11 protein-coding genes and 1 pseudogene are annotated in these 15752 nt (G+C 73.0%); 9 read left to right on the top strand and 3 right to left on the bottom strand.

Annotated elements, in window-relative coordinates; translation table 11 throughout:
• Positions 1-77: 77 nt before the first annotated feature.
• Positions 78-2384, bottom strand: a complete 2307-nt coding sequence (locus tag ADK86_RS35135; RefSeq protein WP_078952465.1) for an NHL repeat-containing protein — start codon at positions 2382-2384, stop codon at positions 78-80.
• Between the two features lie 443 nt (positions 2385-2827).
• Positions 2828-2968, bottom strand: a pseudogene (locus ADK86_RS45020) (short-chain dehydrogenase/reductase); the annotation flags it as partial.
• A 220-nt stretch (positions 2969-3188) separates the two neighbouring features.
• Here ADK86_RS45020 and ADK86_RS35130 point away from each other — a divergent pair.
• From ADK86_RS35130 to ADK86_RS35095, 8 genes are all read left to right on the top strand, one after another.
• Positions 3189-4118, top strand: coding sequence for a helix-turn-helix transcriptional regulator (locus ADK86_RS35130; protein WP_063789158.1), 930 nt, complete (start codon positions 3189-3191; stop codon positions 4116-4118).
• A 102-nt stretch (positions 4119-4220) separates the two neighbouring features.
• A complete protein-coding gene (locus ADK86_RS35125; protein ID WP_053700249.1) occupies positions 4221-5483 on the top strand; it encodes a DegT/DnrJ/EryC1/StrS family aminotransferase in 1263 nt (420 codons plus the stop codon).
• A 34-nt stretch (positions 5484-5517) separates the two neighbouring features.
• Positions 5518-6594, top strand: coding sequence for a hypothetical protein (locus ADK86_RS35120; RefSeq protein ID WP_053700248.1), 1077 nt, complete (start codon positions 5518-5520; stop codon positions 6592-6594).
• Between the two features lie 121 nt (positions 6595-6715).
• Entirely contained in the window at positions 6716-6949 is a 234-nt protein-coding gene (locus ADK86_RS35115) for an acyl carrier protein (RefSeq protein WP_078882127.1), read from the top strand.
• A complete protein-coding gene (locus ADK86_RS35110; protein ID WP_053700247.1) occupies positions 6946-8664 on the top strand; it encodes a (2,3-dihydroxybenzoyl)adenylate synthase in 1719 nt (572 codons plus the stop codon). Before ADK86_RS35115 ends, ADK86_RS35110 begins: the two co-directional genes overlap by 4 nt.
• Before the next feature lie 55 nt (positions 8665-8719).
• Entirely contained in the window at positions 8720-9487 is a 768-nt protein-coding gene (locus ADK86_RS35105; protein ID WP_053700246.1) for a thioesterase II family protein, read from the top strand.
• 12 nt (positions 9488-9499) lie between these two features.
• A complete protein-coding gene (locus ADK86_RS35100) occupies positions 9500-10708 on the top strand; it encodes an NAD(P)/FAD-dependent oxidoreductase (RefSeq protein WP_053700245.1) in 1209 nt (402 codons plus the stop codon).
• Positions 10705-13650 carry a type I polyketide synthase gene (locus ADK86_RS35095; RefSeq protein WP_053700244.1) on the top strand — a complete coding sequence of 982 codons (2946 nt, stop codon included), beginning with the start codon at positions 10705-10707 and terminating at the stop codon, positions 13648-13650. Before ADK86_RS35100 ends, ADK86_RS35095 begins: the two co-directional genes overlap by 4 nt.
• A 63-nt stretch (positions 13651-13713) precedes the next feature.
• Here the strand turns inward: ADK86_RS35095 and ADK86_RS35090 are convergent, their stop codons facing one another.
• Positions 13714-14235 carry a CGNR zinc finger domain-containing protein gene (locus ADK86_RS35090; protein WP_053700243.1) on the bottom strand — a complete coding sequence of 174 codons (522 nt, stop codon included), beginning with the start codon at positions 14233-14235 and terminating at the stop codon, positions 13714-13716.
• Positions 14236-14260: 25 nt separating this feature from the next.
• On the opposite strand from ADK86_RS35090, the gene ADK86_RS35085 reads away from it, so the two are divergent.
• Positions 14261-15748 (top strand): MFS transporter, encoded by a 1488-nt coding sequence (locus tag ADK86_RS35085; RefSeq protein ID WP_234346240.1) that lies wholly within the window; start codon positions 14261-14263, stop codon positions 15746-15748.
• Positions 15749-15752: the final 4 nt, after the last annotated feature.

Below are 15752 nucleotides of genomic sequence, written 5' to 3'. Positions count from 1 at the left end.
GAGGGCGGGGTCACGGGTGAGCAGAAGGGTGGTCCCTGCGGGAGGTGTCCCGCAGGGACCGGAACTGGACGTGGTCGTTATGCGACGCGTGCGGTGAGGGTCACCGGGGGACGGCGGCCGATGATGGCCCTGCCGTCACTGGACTGTTGTCCCGGCTGGGCGTCGGGCAGGGCACGGATTCCGATGGTGTAGGTCAGTGCGATGCGGTCGGTGGCACCGGTGTTCAGGTGCGGGTCGGAGGTGACGACCAGGATCTTGCCGTCGGCCTCCAGCCGGGTCTCCAGGTTGCCGGTCACGGCGGGCTGGACGTGGTGGTAGCCGTAGGAGGCGGTGCCGGTGAAGGCGAAGCCGGTGGGCGCGATGAAGTGCTGTTCGATGGTGCCGGGGTTGACCGGCTGGTCGTTGATCGAGCGGATCTCCAGGTTGAACCTGGTCTCCTCGCCCGGCGCCGCCGAGGGGACGGACTCCTGGATGACGCGCAGCGCCGTTTCGTCCTGGGCGGAGCCGCTGACCCTGCCGGAGACCTGCACCGGGGTGTGGCGGCCGACGCTGGCCGAGCCGTTGTCGTACCGGCCGGGGACGGCGTCGGCGCGGGCCTGGACCGGGATCGTGTAGATCACCGAGCCGGCGTCGCTGGTGGTGGTGTTGACGTGCGGGTTGGCCGTGATGACCAGGATCCGGCCGGCGTCCTCGATGCGGTGGGTGAGGTTGCCGGAGACGACGCCGTGGATGGTCTCGTAGTACGCGTAGGTGGGCTGGCCGGTGAAGACGAAGCCCGAGGGCGCGGTGTAGCGCTGGATGATGGTGCCGGGGTTGACCGGCTGGCCGGCGGCGGAGAGGTAGCGCATGGTCAGGACGGTGCGCTGGCCGGGCGCGACCTCCGGGACGGTGTTCTGGTAGATCGTCAGCGCGGTCTCGTCCGCCTCGGGAGCGGGCACCAGGACCGTGACGGGCAGGATGTGGACGTTGTCCTTCAGGTTCAGTTCCCCGCTGTACTGGATCTCCAGGGTGGAGGTGTAGACGCCGGGCGGGGTGGTGGCCGGGGCGGTGATGCGGAAGACGCCGTCCAGGGAGCCGTTATGGGCGAGCAGCTGCTGGCCGGTGAAGGTGCGGCTGAGCCGCTGCCCGGTGGTGCCGGGGCCGCCGGTCAGCCCTTCGGCCAGGGTCAGTACCACGGTCACGTACTGGCCGTCGGCGGGGTTCGGGCCCCGGCTGCGGATCCGGGCGCCGAGGTCGAACTCCCGGCCCCGCGGGACGGCGTAGGGGTTGACGACCTCGCCGTACAGGTCGGCCGAGGGCGGCGGCGGGGGCGCCATCTGCGCCACGGCCGTCACCCCGCGGACCCGGTGGTTGCTGAGGTCGGCGATGTAGAGGTTCCCGGCCCGGTCCAGTGCCACCCCGGTGGGGTGGTAGAGCCGGGTGGTCATGGCCGGTCCGCCGTCGTCCACGTATCCGGCGGCGCCGGTGCCGGCCACCGTGGTGATGATGCCGTCCGAGGTGACCTTGCGGACCCGGTGGTTGGAGTGATCGGCGATGTACAGATTGCCGCCTTCGTCGATGGCCACGTCCCAGGGGTAGTAGAGCGGGGTGGAGATGGCGGGGCCGCCGTCGGAGACGTACCCGGGGGTGCCGTTGCCGGCCACGGTGGTGATGAGGCCGTTGGGGGTGACCTTGCGGACCCGGTGGTTGTGACCGTCGGCGATGTACAGGTTCCCTTCGTCGTCTACGGCCAGGTGAGAGGGGTAGTGGAGCCGGGTGGCGATGGCGGGGCCGCCGTCGGAGACGTACCCGGGGGTGCCGTTGCCGGCCACGGTGGTGATGAGGCCGTTGGGAGTGACCTTGCGGACCCGGTGGTTGTGACCGTCGCCGATGTACAGGTTCCCGGCGCGGTCCAGCGCCACCCCCCGGGGGTAGTGGAGCGGGGTGGAGATGGCGGGGCCGCCGTCGGAGACGTACCCGGGGGTGCCGTTGCCCGCCACCGTGGTGATGCGGCCGTCCGGGGTGACCTTGCGGACCCGGTGGTTGTAGAAGTCGGCGATGTAGACGCTGCCCGCGTCGTCGACCGCCACATCGATGGGGTAGCGGAGCGGGGTGGCGACGGCGGGGCCGCCGTCGGAGATGTATCCCGGCTGGCCGGTGCCCGCGATGGTGGTGATGTTGCCGTTCGGGGCGACCTTGCGGACCCGGTGGTTGCTGTGGTCGGCGATGTACAGGTTGCCGTTCTTGTCCACCGCGACGCTGTGAGGGGCGTTGAGCCTGGTCAGTGCGCCGTGTCCGCCGTCGGAGACGTACCCGCCGATACCGTTGCCCGCCACTGTGACGATGGCGCCCTCGTACAGGCCCGCGGGCTGGGGGCCGGCTCCGGTACTGACTGTTGTGGTCATGGTCGGTGCTCCTGTCTCTGGGCAGGGAATTCCACCGGTGAACGGCACGAGCGTCGGGCGGCCGACGGCCGCCCGTTCCTCCTCGCATGGGCCCGGCTTGGCAGCGGGCACGGCGCGGACCGAGAAGGTTTAGTGCAAAACCACTGCAACCAGGATATCGGCGTCAAAGAGCGGAGGGAGCGGGCATACAGGCCGTAGCGCGCTCCCAACGCGCGGGCCGAGTCGCCCTGGTGACCGACGACCGGTGACGGTACACCGACACAGCACGACAGAGGCGGGACATCTGAGGCGACAGAGCACCTGACAGGTTGACGCAATGCGTGCGAACTGTCTTTCGGCCTGGGCCTGGACAGGCGAACGGCTAACGGATCCGGAGACGGATCGCTGCGAGGGTGACCGTCCCGTGAAAGACGTACGCCCTCTTGTCGAAGCGCATCGCCGGCGAGCGCCTCGAAGGCCCGTGCGTCGGCGGGTGTGCGTACCGTGCCCACCACCCGGTGGCCGGCGACCGCCGCCGTGTGCGCGAGAGCGCGGCCCAGGCCGGTGCTGACGCCGGTGATCAGGAATGTCTTGGTGTCCGACACAGGAGTTCCCTTCGTGCGATGCGAACAGAGGCCGGCCAGGGCGGCTGGGCCCCGGCCGGTCTCGACGCGTTCCACTTCAGCACCGGAATCGGCTGCTGACCGGCTTCCGAGGGGTCCGCCTCGCCCCGAGGACTGCCGGACCGGGGACTGGCGGACCGGGGGACTGGCGGTCCCCCTTTCGCGGGCCGTCGGGGCGCATTTGGGCCCTATCGTGAACGGCATGGACCGCAACACAGCTCTCGGTGAGTTCCTGCGCTCCCGGCGGGCACGGATCACCCCGCGCCAGGCGGGCCTGTCCGACGACGGCGGCCATCGGCGAGTGCCGGGACTGCGCCGCGAAGAGATCGCGCAATTGGCGGGCGTGAGCGTCGACTACTACGTACGCCTGGAACGCGGACGCCGGCTGAACGTCTCCGAGACCGTGCTGGACGCCATCTCCCGCGCGCTGCGCCTCGATCCCGTCGAACGCACCCATCTGTTCCAGCTCGCCAAGCCCGCCGCGGGCAGGCCCCGCCGCACGGCGACGCGTCCGCAGCAGGTCCGCCCGGGGCTGCGCGACCTGCTCCGCATCCTTGAGCACACCCCCGCCCTGGTGCTGGGGCGGCGGCTGGACGTCCTCGCGTCCAACCGGATGGCACGTGCGCTGCTGACCGACTTCGACGCGCTGCCGCCCCGCGAGCGGAACCTGGTGCGGTTCATGTTCCGCGACGAGACCGCCCGCTCGCTGTACACCCACGCCCAGGACATCGTCGCCTCGCTCCGGCTCTACGCCGGACGTCATCCCCACGATCCCCTGCCGGCCGATCTCGTCGGCGAACTCTCGATCACAGATGAGGGCTTCCGCCGCTGGTGGGCCGACCAGAACGTGCATCGGCACACGCACGGCAGCAAACACTTCCACCACCCGGTCGCCGGCCCGCTCACCCTCACCTACGAGTCCCTCACCCTGCCCGCCGACCCGGACCAGCGGCTGAGTGTCTACACCGCCGAGGCAGGCTCCAGCTCCGAAGAGGCACTTCGGCTACTGGCCGCGTGGATACGGCAGCCCGAGCCCTCGCACGGACAGCACGCAGATCATCAGTCGCCTGCCAAGGCACCCGCCCCGCGCGCCGGCCGCCTCCGCCCCGCAGCGGCCCCCGTTCTGACCTAACTGACCTTACTGACCTCCGCTGACCCTTCATTAACACCCGGCCCTCGACTGTCATGGAATGCGGCAACCGACCGCCGTGCACGAGACGAGCTGGGGGATCTGATGGACCGGAGCTATGTCGTGCCCTGGGGCAAGCGGGGCAGCATCTTGGCCGAGGCCGAGGTGGCCGTACTGAGGGAACTCATCCACGAGGACACGCCGCTGTCGATGGGCGGCCGGCGGGAACGCTTCGAGCGCTCCTTCGCCGGGGCGGTCGGCAGCAAGCACGCGATCTCCGTCACCAGCGGAACGGTCGCCCTGGAACTGGCGATCCGCATGCTCGACCTGGAGCCCGGCGACGAGGTGATCGCCACCCCGCAGACCTACCAGGCGACCGTGCAGCCGCTGCTCGACTACGACGTACGGGTCCGGTTCTGCGACATCGACCCGGACACCCTGAACATCGACGCGTCCGCCGTCGAGGCGCTGATCACCCCGCGCACCAAGGCCCTGCTGCTGGTGCACTACGGCGGCTGCCCGGCCGAGATGGACGCGATCATGGCGCTGGCGCGGCGGCACGGCTTCCTCGTCCTGGAGGACTGCGCCCACGCGCTGGGGGCCCGCTACCGGGGCCGGGCGCCCGGGTCCCTCGCCGACATCGCCACGTTCAGCTTCCAGAACGCCAAGAACATCACCACCCTCGGCGAGGGCGGCATGGTCACCTGCGACCGGGACGACTGGGCCGTACGGCTGGACCGGCTGCGCTCCAACGACATCGACGCCGAGATCGTCCGGTCCGACCTGAGCGACACGGTCGAGCCGATCGTCCTGCCGTGGATGAAGTACGCCACGCCCGTCTACAGCGACTCGGTACGGCGGCTGCGCCGGCCCGGAACGAACGCCACGATGTCGGAGGCCGCCGCGGCCGTCGGACAGGTCCAGCTCGGCCGGCTGGCGGCCACCGGCGCCGCCCGGCGCGCGATCGCCGCCCGGCTGGACGAGGTGATCTCCCGCTACCCGTTCGTACGGCCCCAGTCGGCGCCCGCGCACAGCGAGCACGCGTACCACCTCTACACCTGCTTCGCCGACCGCCAGGAACTGCGGGACCAGCTCGTGCTGGGTCTCGACCGCAGGGGAGTCGAGATCCAGCTGCGCTACTTCCCGCAGCACCTGCTGCCCGAGTGGCGCCACCGCGGCCACCTGCGCGGCGAGTGCCCGGTCGCCGAACGCCTGTGGTTCGACCAGCATCTCAACCTGCCGTGCCACCCCCGGCTGACGCCCTCCCAGGTGGACTACCTCGTCGACGCGCTGGACGAGTCGCTGGCCGAGCTGAACGGCGGCGCCGCGGTCCCGCTGGCGTCGGCCGCGGCGGATCTCGGCCGGTAGCGGCGGGGAGCGCGAGGGGGAAGAGGGACGACCGATGCCCTGGGAAGAGGCACTGCCGGCCGGGCCGCCACCCGGGACCGCCGCCGGGCCGGTGGGCGACGACGTGCGCACCCACCTGCCGGCGCCGCCCCCGGCCCGGCGCGAGCCGGTGACCGTACGCATCAGCGCGCTGGACCTGTCGGGCTCGCCCCGGCTCGCGGGCTGCGACATGGCGCACGTACGGGCGCTCGCCGAGGCGGACCCGGCCGGGCTGCCACCGATCTTCGTGCACCGTGCCACGATGCGGGTGCTCGACGGCGCCCACCGGGTCCAGGCGGCGATCCTGCGCGGCGGGTCCGAGATCAGCGCGGAACTCTTCCGCGGTACGGAGCGGGAGGGGTTCGTGCACGCCGTACGGACCAACGCCGCGCACGGGCTGCCGCTGACCACGGCGGACCGCAAGGCGGCGGCCCGGCGCATCCTGCGGGACTTCCCGTACTGCTCGGACCGGTCGCTGGCCGAGGTCGCCGGGCTGTCCGCGAAGACCATCGCCGGGCTGCGCCGGCGTTCGAGCGCGGACGCTCCGCAGTTGAACACCGCGCGGCTCGGACGGGACGGCCGGGTGCGCCCGGCCAGTACGGCCGAGGGGCGGCTGCGCGCCGGGCGGATCCTCCGCGAGGACCCCACGGCGTCCTTGCGGGAGGTCGCGCAGCGGGCCGGGATCTCCCTGGGCACCGCGCAGGACGTCAGCCGGCGCCTGCGCAACGGCCGGGACCTGCTGCCCGTACAGCAGAGCGAGGCCGCGGCTGCCGCCCGGCGGATCGAGGTGCACAGCCGCACCGCGGACGGCGCGGCGGAGCCCGGCACTGTCCACCGGCGCGGCACCCCGCGCGAAGTCCCCCTGGAGCGGCTGCCGTTCCTGCGGCAGGACGTCGCGCTGCGGTCCACGAACACCGGCCGGGCCCTGCTGCGGCTGCTGATCGCGCAGGAAGCCATGCTCGCCGACGGCGACCGGCTGGCCGCGGAGGTCCCGCCGCACTGTCTCCCGGCCCTGGCGGAGACGGCCCGCGCCTGCGGGCGGCTGTGGGCGGAGTTCGCCGAGAGCCTGGCCCGCCGCGAACAGGCGGAGTGACGGGGCGGTACGGCGCGGGAGCGGCGTACGGCGTGGAACCGGGGCGCCGGTCCGGGGGGGGGCACCTGCCCGGCGGTCCGCCCCAAGGAAATCGGAAGCAGCGAAGGAGTCGGTTGTGTCCATGAACGAGGTCCTGCGGGCCCTGTCGGACATAGGGCTGGACGCGGCCCTGCTCGACGAGGCGGGCCCGGACGTCAGGCTGCGTGCCGAACTGGGGCTGGACTCCGTCGAGACGACGGACCTCCAGCTCGAACTGAAGAAGCGGTTCGGCGTGGAGGTCGACCTGTGGGACCAGGAGGACTACACGCTCGGCCAGCTGGCCGAGCGCATCGCCCCCGCGGGGAGCCCGTCATGACCGTGACCGGCCTCACGGCCTCCGCCGCCCGCACCCCGCTCGACCCGATGGTCCCCGCCATCGACCCCGAACGCGCCGCCCGCTACCGGGCCGCGGGCGTGTGGACCGACGAACTGGTCGGCGCCCGGATCGCCGAGCGCTGCCGCAGCGCCCCGGACCGCTGCGCCGTGGTCGACGGCGAGCGCAGAACGACGTACGGGGAACTCGGCCACGCCGTACGGGCCGCGGCCGGACGGCTGCGCGGGCTCGGCATCGGCCCCGGCGACCGGGTGGGCGTGCAGTTGTCCAACAGCACCGAGTACGTCGTGCTGGTGCTCGCCCTGCTGGAGATCGGCGCCCCGCCGGTCCTCACCCTCCCGGCGTTCCGCGCCCACGAACTCGACCACATCGTCTCCGTCACCCGCCCGGTGGCCCTGGCCGTCGAACGCGGCACCCGCAGGTCCGACGCGCTCGCCACCGCCCGCGACCTCGCCGCCCGGCACCCGGGCCTGTGCCACCTGCTGGTACGCGGCGCGGACCCGGGCGATGCCGACGGCATGCTGGTGGATCTCACCGAGCTGTGCCGCCCGGAACCCGGCGCGAGCGGCCCGGTGCCGCCCCCGGCCGAAGCACCCGGCGCCGCGCCCCACGACGCCGCCGTCTTCCTGCTCTCCAGCGGCACGACCGGGCTCCCCAAGGCCATCGCCCGCACCCACGAGGGCTACGGCTACATGATCCGTACGGCGACCGTGCTCGCCGGGGTCACCGAGCGCACCGTCAACCTCGTGGTGATGCCCGCAGAACACGGCTTCGTCATGAACTGCCCTGGCCTGCTCGGCACCCTGTCGGCGGGCGGTACGGCCGTCCTGACCACGCCCGCCAGCGCCCGGCACGCCCTGGAGCTGATCGAACGCGAGCGGGTCACCCACAGCACCCTGGTGCCGACGCTGGCCCTCCAGTGGATCGCCGCGGCCCGCGAGCGGACGTACGACCTGTCGAGCCTGGAGGTGATCCAGGTGGGCGGCGCGCGGCCGTCCGCCGACCTGGCCGCCGGGCTGCGCGAGGTGCTGGGCGCCACGGTCCAGCAGTGCTACGGCATGAGCGAGGGCCTGCTCTGCTACACCCGCCTGGACGACCCGGTGGCGACGGCCGACGGCACGCAGGGCGCCCCCGCCTCGCCCCTGGACGAGGTCCGGGTCGTGGATGCGGACGGCGCCGAGGTGGCGGCCGGGGAGATGGGGGAGCTGCTGACCCGCGGCCCGTACACCGTCGCCGGCTACTACGGGAACGCCGACGCCACGGCCTCCTCCTTCACCGCGGACGGCTTCTACCGCACCGGCGACCTGGTCCGCCTCGACGCGCGGGGCAACGTCCTGGTCGAGGGCCGGGTGCGGGACGTCATCAACCGCGGCGGCGAGAAGATCTCCGCCGAGGAGCTGGAACAGGTCGCCCGGCAGCACCCGGCCATCGCCGACGTGGCCGGTGTCGCCATGCCGCACCCGCTGTACGGCGAGGCGGTCTGCCTCTACGCGGTGCCCGCCGCCGGTGCGGCGGAAGCGGGGGAGGAGCTGGACCTGCGCGCGGTACGGCGGTTCCTGGAGGACCGGGGGCTGGCCCGCTACAAGTTCCCCGAACGGCTGGAGATCGTGGCCGTGCTGCCGCTGACCGGCATCGGGAAGATCGACAAGGCCGCGCTGCGCAAGGACATCGCCGCCCGGCTCGCCGCCGGGACGTGACCCGGACCGCCCGCCGTCCGTACCCCACCCCACCACCGCAAGGAGCACGCACGCGATGAGCGACACGGCCCGCTCCGCCTGGGTCAAACGCCTCCCCGGCGCCGAGCCCGCCGCCCACCACCTGGTCTGCTTCCCGCACGCGGGCGGCGGCGCCTCCTTCTTCCGGCCGTGGCGGGACACGCTGCCGCCGGCCACGGAGCTGCTGGTGATCCAGTACCCCGGCCGCGAGGACCGGCTCCAGGAGCCCTTCGCCGAGACCGTGGAGGAGGTCGTGGAGGGCATCTCCGCCCCGTTGACGGCCGAACTCGACGGCGCCCCGGTCACCTTCTTCGGGCACAGCATGGGCGCCCTGATCGCCTACGAAGTGGCCCGCCACTGGGAGCGGCTGGGCCTGCCGGGACCGGAGCGGCTGGTCGTCTCCGGCCAGTACGCGCCCGGCGAGCTGCCGCCCCAGGACGTCCACGAACGGGACGACGACGGGGTCCTGGAGGTGGTGGAACGGCTCGGCGGTGCCGTCTCCGACATCCGCCGCAGCCCCGAACTCAAGGCGTTCGTCGCCGCGTTGACGCGCGCCGACTACCGGATGCTGGACGGCTACGAGCCCTTCGACGGCGAGCCCGTCACCGCCGCGCTGACCGCCCTGTGCGGGCGCGACGACCCGGCGGTCTCCCCGGAGGACGTCGCCCGCTGGCGCGACTTCACCACCGGACCCTTCGAGCAGCTGTGCTTCCCCGGCGGTCACTTCTACCTCCGGGACGGCCGGCAGGCCGTGATCTCCGCGCTCGCCGGAGCGCTTCCGCATGCCACCGGGCAGTACACCTAAGGAGCAGTGTCCATGAGCGGCATCGAGACCTATGACCTGATCGTCGTCGGCGGCGGGCCGATCGGCCTGTCCACCGCCTGGCACGCGGCCCGGCGCGGCGGGCACCGGGTCCTCGTACTGGACCAGTACGGCTTCCTGAACGAGCGCTCCGGATCGAGCGGCGCCGAACGCCACTGGCGGGTGCAGTACACCCAGAAGGACATCTTCGCGCTGACCCTCCGGACCCGCCCGATGTGGGCGGAGCTGGAGCGGCTGACCGGCCGCAAACTGATCCACGAGCTGGGCAGCCTGTGGTTCGGCGACGTCGAGGTGGAGACCAACGAGGGGCACATCGCGGACACCGCGCGGGCCATGGACGAGCTGTCCGTCGCGTACGAATGGCTGACCGCCCGGGACATCGAGAAGCGCTACGGCTTCACCGGGCTGCCCGGCCACTTCGAAGGGTTCCTCCAGCGCAACGGCGGCGCCATCGACGTACGGGGCACCCTCGCCGCGCTGTTCCAGCTCTCCCAGGAGCACGGCGCGGTGCTGCGCGGCAACGAGGCCGTACTGGAGACCACGCCGGACCGCGACGGGGTGACGGTCCGCACCGACCGGGCCGCCTACCGGGCCGCCAAGGTCGTCCTCGCCAACGGCTCCCAGGCCAACGACCTCATCACCCCCTGGGGCGGCGGCGCGCTGGACCTGCACGCGTACGAGATGGCGCTGGTCACCCTGCGGCAGCGGGACGCCTCCGTGCAACGGCCGTTCTGGTTCGCCTTCCAGAAGCCCACCGAGGAGGACACCAACCTCTTCTACGGCTTCCCGCCCAACCCCTGGTCCACCTCCGACGAGGTGCGCCTCGGCCCGGACTTCGAGGTCAATGCCCTGGAGCACGCGAGCCGGGCCACCGGTGTGCCGGACCCGCGGCACGTCGAGCGGGTCACCGACTGGGTGCGCGCGCACATGCCGTGGGTCGACCCGGAGCCCACCGGCACCTCCACCTGCCTCGCCGTGCTGCCCGGCGACCCGTCGCGGCAGTTCTACCTGGGCACCGCCGCGGGCCTGGTCGACGGCGGTGAGAACGTGGTCGTCTCCGTCGCCGGCTGGGCGTTCAAACTCGTCCCGCTCTTCGGCCGCATCTGCGCCGAACTCGCCCTGGACGGCGGCACGTCGTACGACATCGCCCGGCACGCGCTGACCCCGGTGCCCGCACGGCCCGCGCCCGGGGCCGCCCGATGACGCCCGCCTCCCGGGACGTCGCGGTCATCGGGATGGCGGGGCGCTTCCCCGGTGCCCCGGACCTCGACGCGTTCTGGGCGAATCTGCGCGACGGCGTGGAGTCGATCACCGCGCTGAGTGAGGACGACCTGCTGGCCGAGGGCATCGAGCGGGAGCTGTTCGAAAGGGACGATTACGTACGTGTCGCCTCGCTCCTTGACGGCCATGACCTGTTCGACGCCCGGTTCTTCGGCTTCAGCGCGCGCGAGGCAGCCCTGCTCGACCCGCAGCAGCGGCTCTTCCTGGAGTGCTCCTGGCACGCCCTGGAGGACGCCGCCCTGGACCCGGCGTCGGTCCGCCGCGGCGGCATCTTCGCCGGGGCCAACATGCCCGCGTACTGGATGTCGAACCTGCTCGGCGACCGGCGCATCGTGCTCGACGCGGACGTGTTCGAGCAGCAGATCCACAACGACAAGGACTACCTCGCCACCCGCACCGCGCACCGCCTCGGCTTCACCGGGCCCGCGGTCAGCGTGCAGACCGCATGCTCGACCTCGCTGGTCGCCGTGCACGAGGGCATCAAGGCGCTGCTCGTGGACGAGTGCGACGTGGTGCTCGCCGGCGGGGTCTGCGTCCGGGTGCCGCAGCGCGCGGGCCACCTCGCCGAGCGCGGCATGGTGCACTCCCCGGACGGCCACTGCCGCCCGTTCGACGCGCGCGGCGCCGGCACCGTCTTCGGCAACGGCGTGGGCGTCGTCGTCCTCAAGCGGCTGGCCGACGCGCTGGCCGACGGCGACCGCGTGCTGGCCGTCGTCAAGGGGTCCGCCGTCAACAACGACGGTACGGACAAGGTCGGCTTCACCGCGCCCGGGGTCGCCGGACAGGAGCGGGTGGTCCGCGAGGCGCTGCGGGTCGCGGGCGTGCCCGCGCGCAGCGTCACGGCCGTCGAGGCGCACGGCACGGCCACCCCGATCGGCGACCCGATCGAGATCAAGGCGCTCACCCGGGCGTTCCGGGACACCACCGACGACAGCGGCTTCTGCTCCGTCGGGTCGGTCAAGGGCAACGTCGGGCACCTGGAGTCGGCGGCGGGCATCGCCGGATTCATCAAGGCGGTCCTCCAGCTGCGCCACCGGCAACTCGCGCCCACGGTGCATTTCGCCGAGCCCAATCCGCGGATCGACTTCGCGGCGACGCCGTTCCGGGTCGATGCGGCGCTGCGCGCCTGGAATGCGGCGGAGTTCCCGCGCCGTATCGGGGTCAGCGCCTTCGGGATCGGCGGGACCAACGCGCACGTGATCCTGGAGGAGGCGCCGCGGCCCACGAAGGCTGCCGACGGCGGAGGCGCGGCCGATGGACCGCAGCTGCTCGTACTCTCGGCGAAGAGCCCCGAGGCCCTGGACACCGCGACGCGGCGGCTGACCGCCCGGCTCGCGGAGCCCGGCGCACCGGACCTCGCGGACACGGCCTACACCCTGCAGACCGGCCGGTCACCGATGCGCCACCGCCGCACCCTCCTCCGTACGGGGAACGGGACATACGCGGAGCACACGGGGGAGAGCGGCACCGGACGGCTCAAGACGGTGTTCCTGTTCCCCGGACAGGGGGCCCAGTACCCGGGCATGGGCAGCGAACTGCACGCCGCGGAGCCGGTCTTCGCCGAACACCTCGACCACTGCGCCGATGCGCTGCGCGACGAAATGGGCTTTGACGTAAGGGAATTGCTGCTGTGCCGGGATGCTCCGGCGGAGCGGCTGACAGCGACCGAGGTGGCGCAGCCCGCGCTGTTCACCGTCGAGTACGCGCTCGCCCGGCTGCTGGGCTCCTGGGGCATCGCGCCGGACGGCATGGTCGGCCACAGCCTCGGGGAGTACGTCGCCGCCTGCCTCGCGGGCGTGTTCACCGTCGAGGAGGCGCTGCGGCTGGTGGCGCTGCGCGGCCGACTGATGGCCGCACGCCCGGCCGGGGCGATGCTGTCGGTACAGGCCACGGAGGAGCGGGTGCGCGAACTGCTCGTGGACGGTGTGGACATCGCGGCCGTCAACGCGCCCGAACTGTGCGTGGCTTCGGGCCCCGAACCGCTCGTCGACGAACTGGCAGGGCGCCTCGCCGCCGAGGGCGTCTCCGCCCGGCCGCTGCACACCTCGCACGCCTTCCACTCCCCGATGATGGAACCGGCCGTCGCGCCGTTCACCGACGCCGTACGGACCGCGCGCCCGGCGGCGCCACGGCTGCCGTTCGCCTCCGGCGTCACGGGCGCGGCCATCACCGCGGAGCAGGCCACCGACCCCGCCTACTGGGGCGAACACATCCGCCGCCCCGTACGGTTCGCCGACGCGCTGCGCACCGCCTTGCCCGCCGGCCGCTGCGCCCTGGTCGAGGTCGGGCCGGGCGCCACGCTGTCCTCGCTGGCCAGAGCGGCGCTCGGCGCGCGGAAGGGGCTGACCGTCGTGCGTACGATGCCGCGGCCCACGGAGGCGGAGAGCGAGCGGGTCACCCTGCTCTCCGGCGTCGGCGACCTGTGGCTCGCGGGAGCGGAGGTGGACTGGCGCGCGCTGCACCGGGTTCCGCGGCGGCGGGTCGCGCTGCCGGGATATCCGTTCGCCCGCGAGCGGTACTGGATCGAGCCGCGCGGCGGACAGCGGACGGCGGGCACTTCGGAGGTGTGGCACCCCGAGCGGGCGCAGGCGCGGACGGCCCGGCCCGGCGGGCTGCGGACGGCGTACGCTGCCCCGGACAGCGAAACGGAGAAGCAAGTCGTCGCGGTGTGGGAGGAGTTCCTGGAGTACGAACCCGTCGGCGTACAGGACGACTTCTTCGAACTCGGCGGACACTCGCTGCTCGCCACCCGCATCGCCAATCGCCTGGCCGAGGTGCTGCGGACGCAGGTGTCCGTACGCGATGTGCTCACGCACGCCACGCCGGCCCGGCTGGCGGCCGTGCTGGACGGGCGGGGGAACTGAGGAACCCCGGACGGGCCCCGGCGGGCGGCGGCGATGTCGGTGCCGCCGCCCGCCGGGGCTTTCTCAGGCCGCGCGCTTGGCGCGGTGGCGGCGCACCGCGTCGCGGTTGGCGCAGGCGTGCGAGCAGTACCGCTGGCGCCCGGCGCGGGTGAAGTCCGCGTAGGCGTTGGGGCATTCGGCCAGCGCGCAGCGGCCCAGCCGGTGCATGCCCAGGCCGGTCAGGTGCAGCGCGGTGCCGACGCTGGCCACCGCCCGCAGGATGCCCGCGGCCCCGAGGTCGTCCTCGCGGTAGTGGATGTGCCAGCCGCCGTCGGCGTGGTCGGTCAGCCGGGGGTGGGTGGACGCGTCGGCGAGCAGCGTGTTGAGCAGGGCGGCGCGCCGCTCGTCCGTGGGGGCGTCGACGACCTCCGCCCAGCGGGCGAGGTAGTCCAGCACCTCGGCGAGGTCGTCGTCCGTGGCGGGCCGGTCGAGCACCATGCCCGCCGCCTCGCAGCGTTCGGCCAGCTCCGAGGCGCTGGCGGGCGGGGAGTTGGTGAGGTCGGTCACGAAGCGGACGGGGTCCTCCCCGTAAGGGTTCAGCTGCATAAGACCATTACAGCAGAGTGATCCCATGGATTCACCACTGGCCGACGGGCGCCCCGTTGCCGTCGGAGAAGCACCCCCGGCACCCGCGCCCGCACAGACCCCCGCAACCCCCCGCCCCGCCCCCGGCAAGTGGCTCCCCCTGGTCGCCACGTGCCTGGGCACCTTCATGCTCCTCGTCTACGCGACGATCGTGACGGTGGCGCTGCCGCAGATGGCGCGAGACCTGCACGCGGGCTTCGGATCGCTCCAGTGGATCGTCGACGTCTACACCCTCGCCCTCGCCGGACTGCTGCTCGGCATGGGCTCCCTCGGCGACAACCTGGGGCGCAAGCGCCTTTACGTCCTCGGTCTGACCGTCTTCACCGCCGCCACCCTCGCCTGCGGCCTCGCCCCGGACGTCGGGGTGCTGATCGCCGCCCGCGCGGTCCAGGGCGTCGCGGGCGCCGCGATGTTCGCCACGCTGCTGCCGCTGATCGGCCTGACCTACACCGGCCGCGACCGGGCCAAGGCGTTCGCCGTCTGGGGCGCGGTCGCGGGCGCCGCGGCCGGCATCGGGAACGTCGCGGGCGGCATGCTCACCCAGTTCCTGTCCTGGCAGTGGATCTTCTACGGCGCCGTGCCGGTCTGCGCCGCCACCATCGCCCTGTCGCTGAAGGTCCTGGTCAACGACGCCAGCCGGCCGACCCGCATCGACTGGCCGGGCATCGCGACCTTCACCCTGGCCGCGATCGGCATCACCTTCGGCTTCATCCGCGGCGGCGAGGCGGGCTGGACGGACACCACCACCCTGCTCGGCTTCGCCGTCGGCGCCGTCCTGCTCGTCGTCTTCGTCCTGGTCGAGCGGGCCGCCACCCACCCGATGCTCCCGCTGGAACTGTTCCGCAAGCCCGCCTTCGACGGCATGCTCCTCGCCGCCTGCGGCTACTATTTGGCCGCGTTCGGCTTCCTGCCGGTGCTCTCCCTCTGGCTCCAGAACGGCGTGGGACTCAGCTCCTTCGCCACCTCCCTGGTCATCACCGTCCAGCCGGCGGCCTTCTTCGCCACCTCCGCCCTGGTCGGCAGCGCCCTGCACCGCATTCCCGCCCGCTGGACCCTCGGCGGCGGCTCCGTGGTCGTCGGCGTGGGCAACCTCGCGCTGCTGACGGTGGGGCCCGGCTCGTCCTGGCCGGCGCTGCTCCCCGGACTGGTGATCACCGGCGTGGGCGCGGGACTGGTCTCGCCGGTCCTGCCGGCCGTCGCCATGTCTGCCGCGCCCGCCGCGCACAGCGGCGTCGCCGCCGCGGCCGCCAACAGCGCACGCCAGCTCGGCCTCGCCCTGGGCATCGCGCTCCTGGGCACCGTCTTCCACCAGTACGTGCCGGACAGCGGCCCGGCCCCGGCCACGGCGTACGCCGACGGACTGGACGCCGTATTCCTCCTCGCGGGCGTCATCACCCTGGCCGCCGGACTCGCCGCGATGTGGCTCCTCGGAATCCGGGGGCGTACACCCCAGGAGGTCGGGGGCACGGTGTGAACCA

The organism is Streptomyces sp. NRRL F-5755 (assembly GCF_001279365.1).
In the GTDB taxonomy this organism is placed as follows: Bacteria; Actinomycetota; Actinomycetes; order Streptomycetales; family Streptomycetaceae; genus Streptomyces; species Streptomyces rimosus.
Note: the sequence above shows the minus strand (reverse complement) of the source record. Positions and strands in the feature narration are given on the sequence as shown.

Excerpts from the sequence above, each read along its gene's own strand:
- ADK86_RS35135 (WP_078952465.1), bottom strand. The coding sequence starts at position 2,384 with ATGACCACAACAGTCAGTACCGGAGCCGGCCCCCAGCCCGCGGGCCTG.
- ADK86_RS35130 (WP_063789158.1), top strand. The coding sequence starts at position 3,189 with ATGGACCGCAACACAGCTCTCGGTGAGTTCCTGCGCTCCCGGCGGGCA.
- ADK86_RS35125 (WP_053700249.1), top strand. The coding sequence starts at position 4,221 with ATGGACCGGAGCTATGTCGTGCCCTGGGGCAAGCGGGGCAGCATCTTG.
- ADK86_RS35120 (WP_053700248.1), top strand. The coding sequence starts at position 5,518 with ATGCCCTGGGAAGAGGCACTGCCGGCCGGGCCGCCACCCGGGACCGCC.
- ADK86_RS35115 (WP_078882127.1), top strand. The coding sequence starts at position 6,716 with ATGAACGAGGTCCTGCGGGCCCTGTCGGACATAGGGCTGGACGCGGCC.
- ADK86_RS35110 (WP_053700247.1), top strand. The coding sequence starts at position 6,946 with ATGACCGTGACCGGCCTCACGGCCTCCGCCGCCCGCACCCCGCTCGAC.
- ADK86_RS35105 (WP_053700246.1), top strand. The coding sequence starts at position 8,720 with ATGAGCGACACGGCCCGCTCCGCCTGGGTCAAACGCCTCCCCGGCGCC.
- ADK86_RS35100 (WP_053700245.1), top strand. The coding sequence starts at position 9,500 with ATGAGCGGCATCGAGACCTATGACCTGATCGTCGTCGGCGGCGGGCCG.
- ADK86_RS35095 (WP_053700244.1), top strand. The coding sequence starts at position 10,705 with ATGACGCCCGCCTCCCGGGACGTCGCGGTCATCGGGATGGCGGGGCGC.
- ADK86_RS35090 (WP_053700243.1), bottom strand. The coding sequence starts at position 14,235 with ATGCAGCTGAACCCTTACGGGGAGGACCCCGTCCGCTTCGTGACCGAC.
- ADK86_RS35085 (WP_234346240.1), top strand. The coding sequence starts at position 14,261 with ATGGATTCACCACTGGCCGACGGGCGCCCCGTTGCCGTCGGAGAAGCA.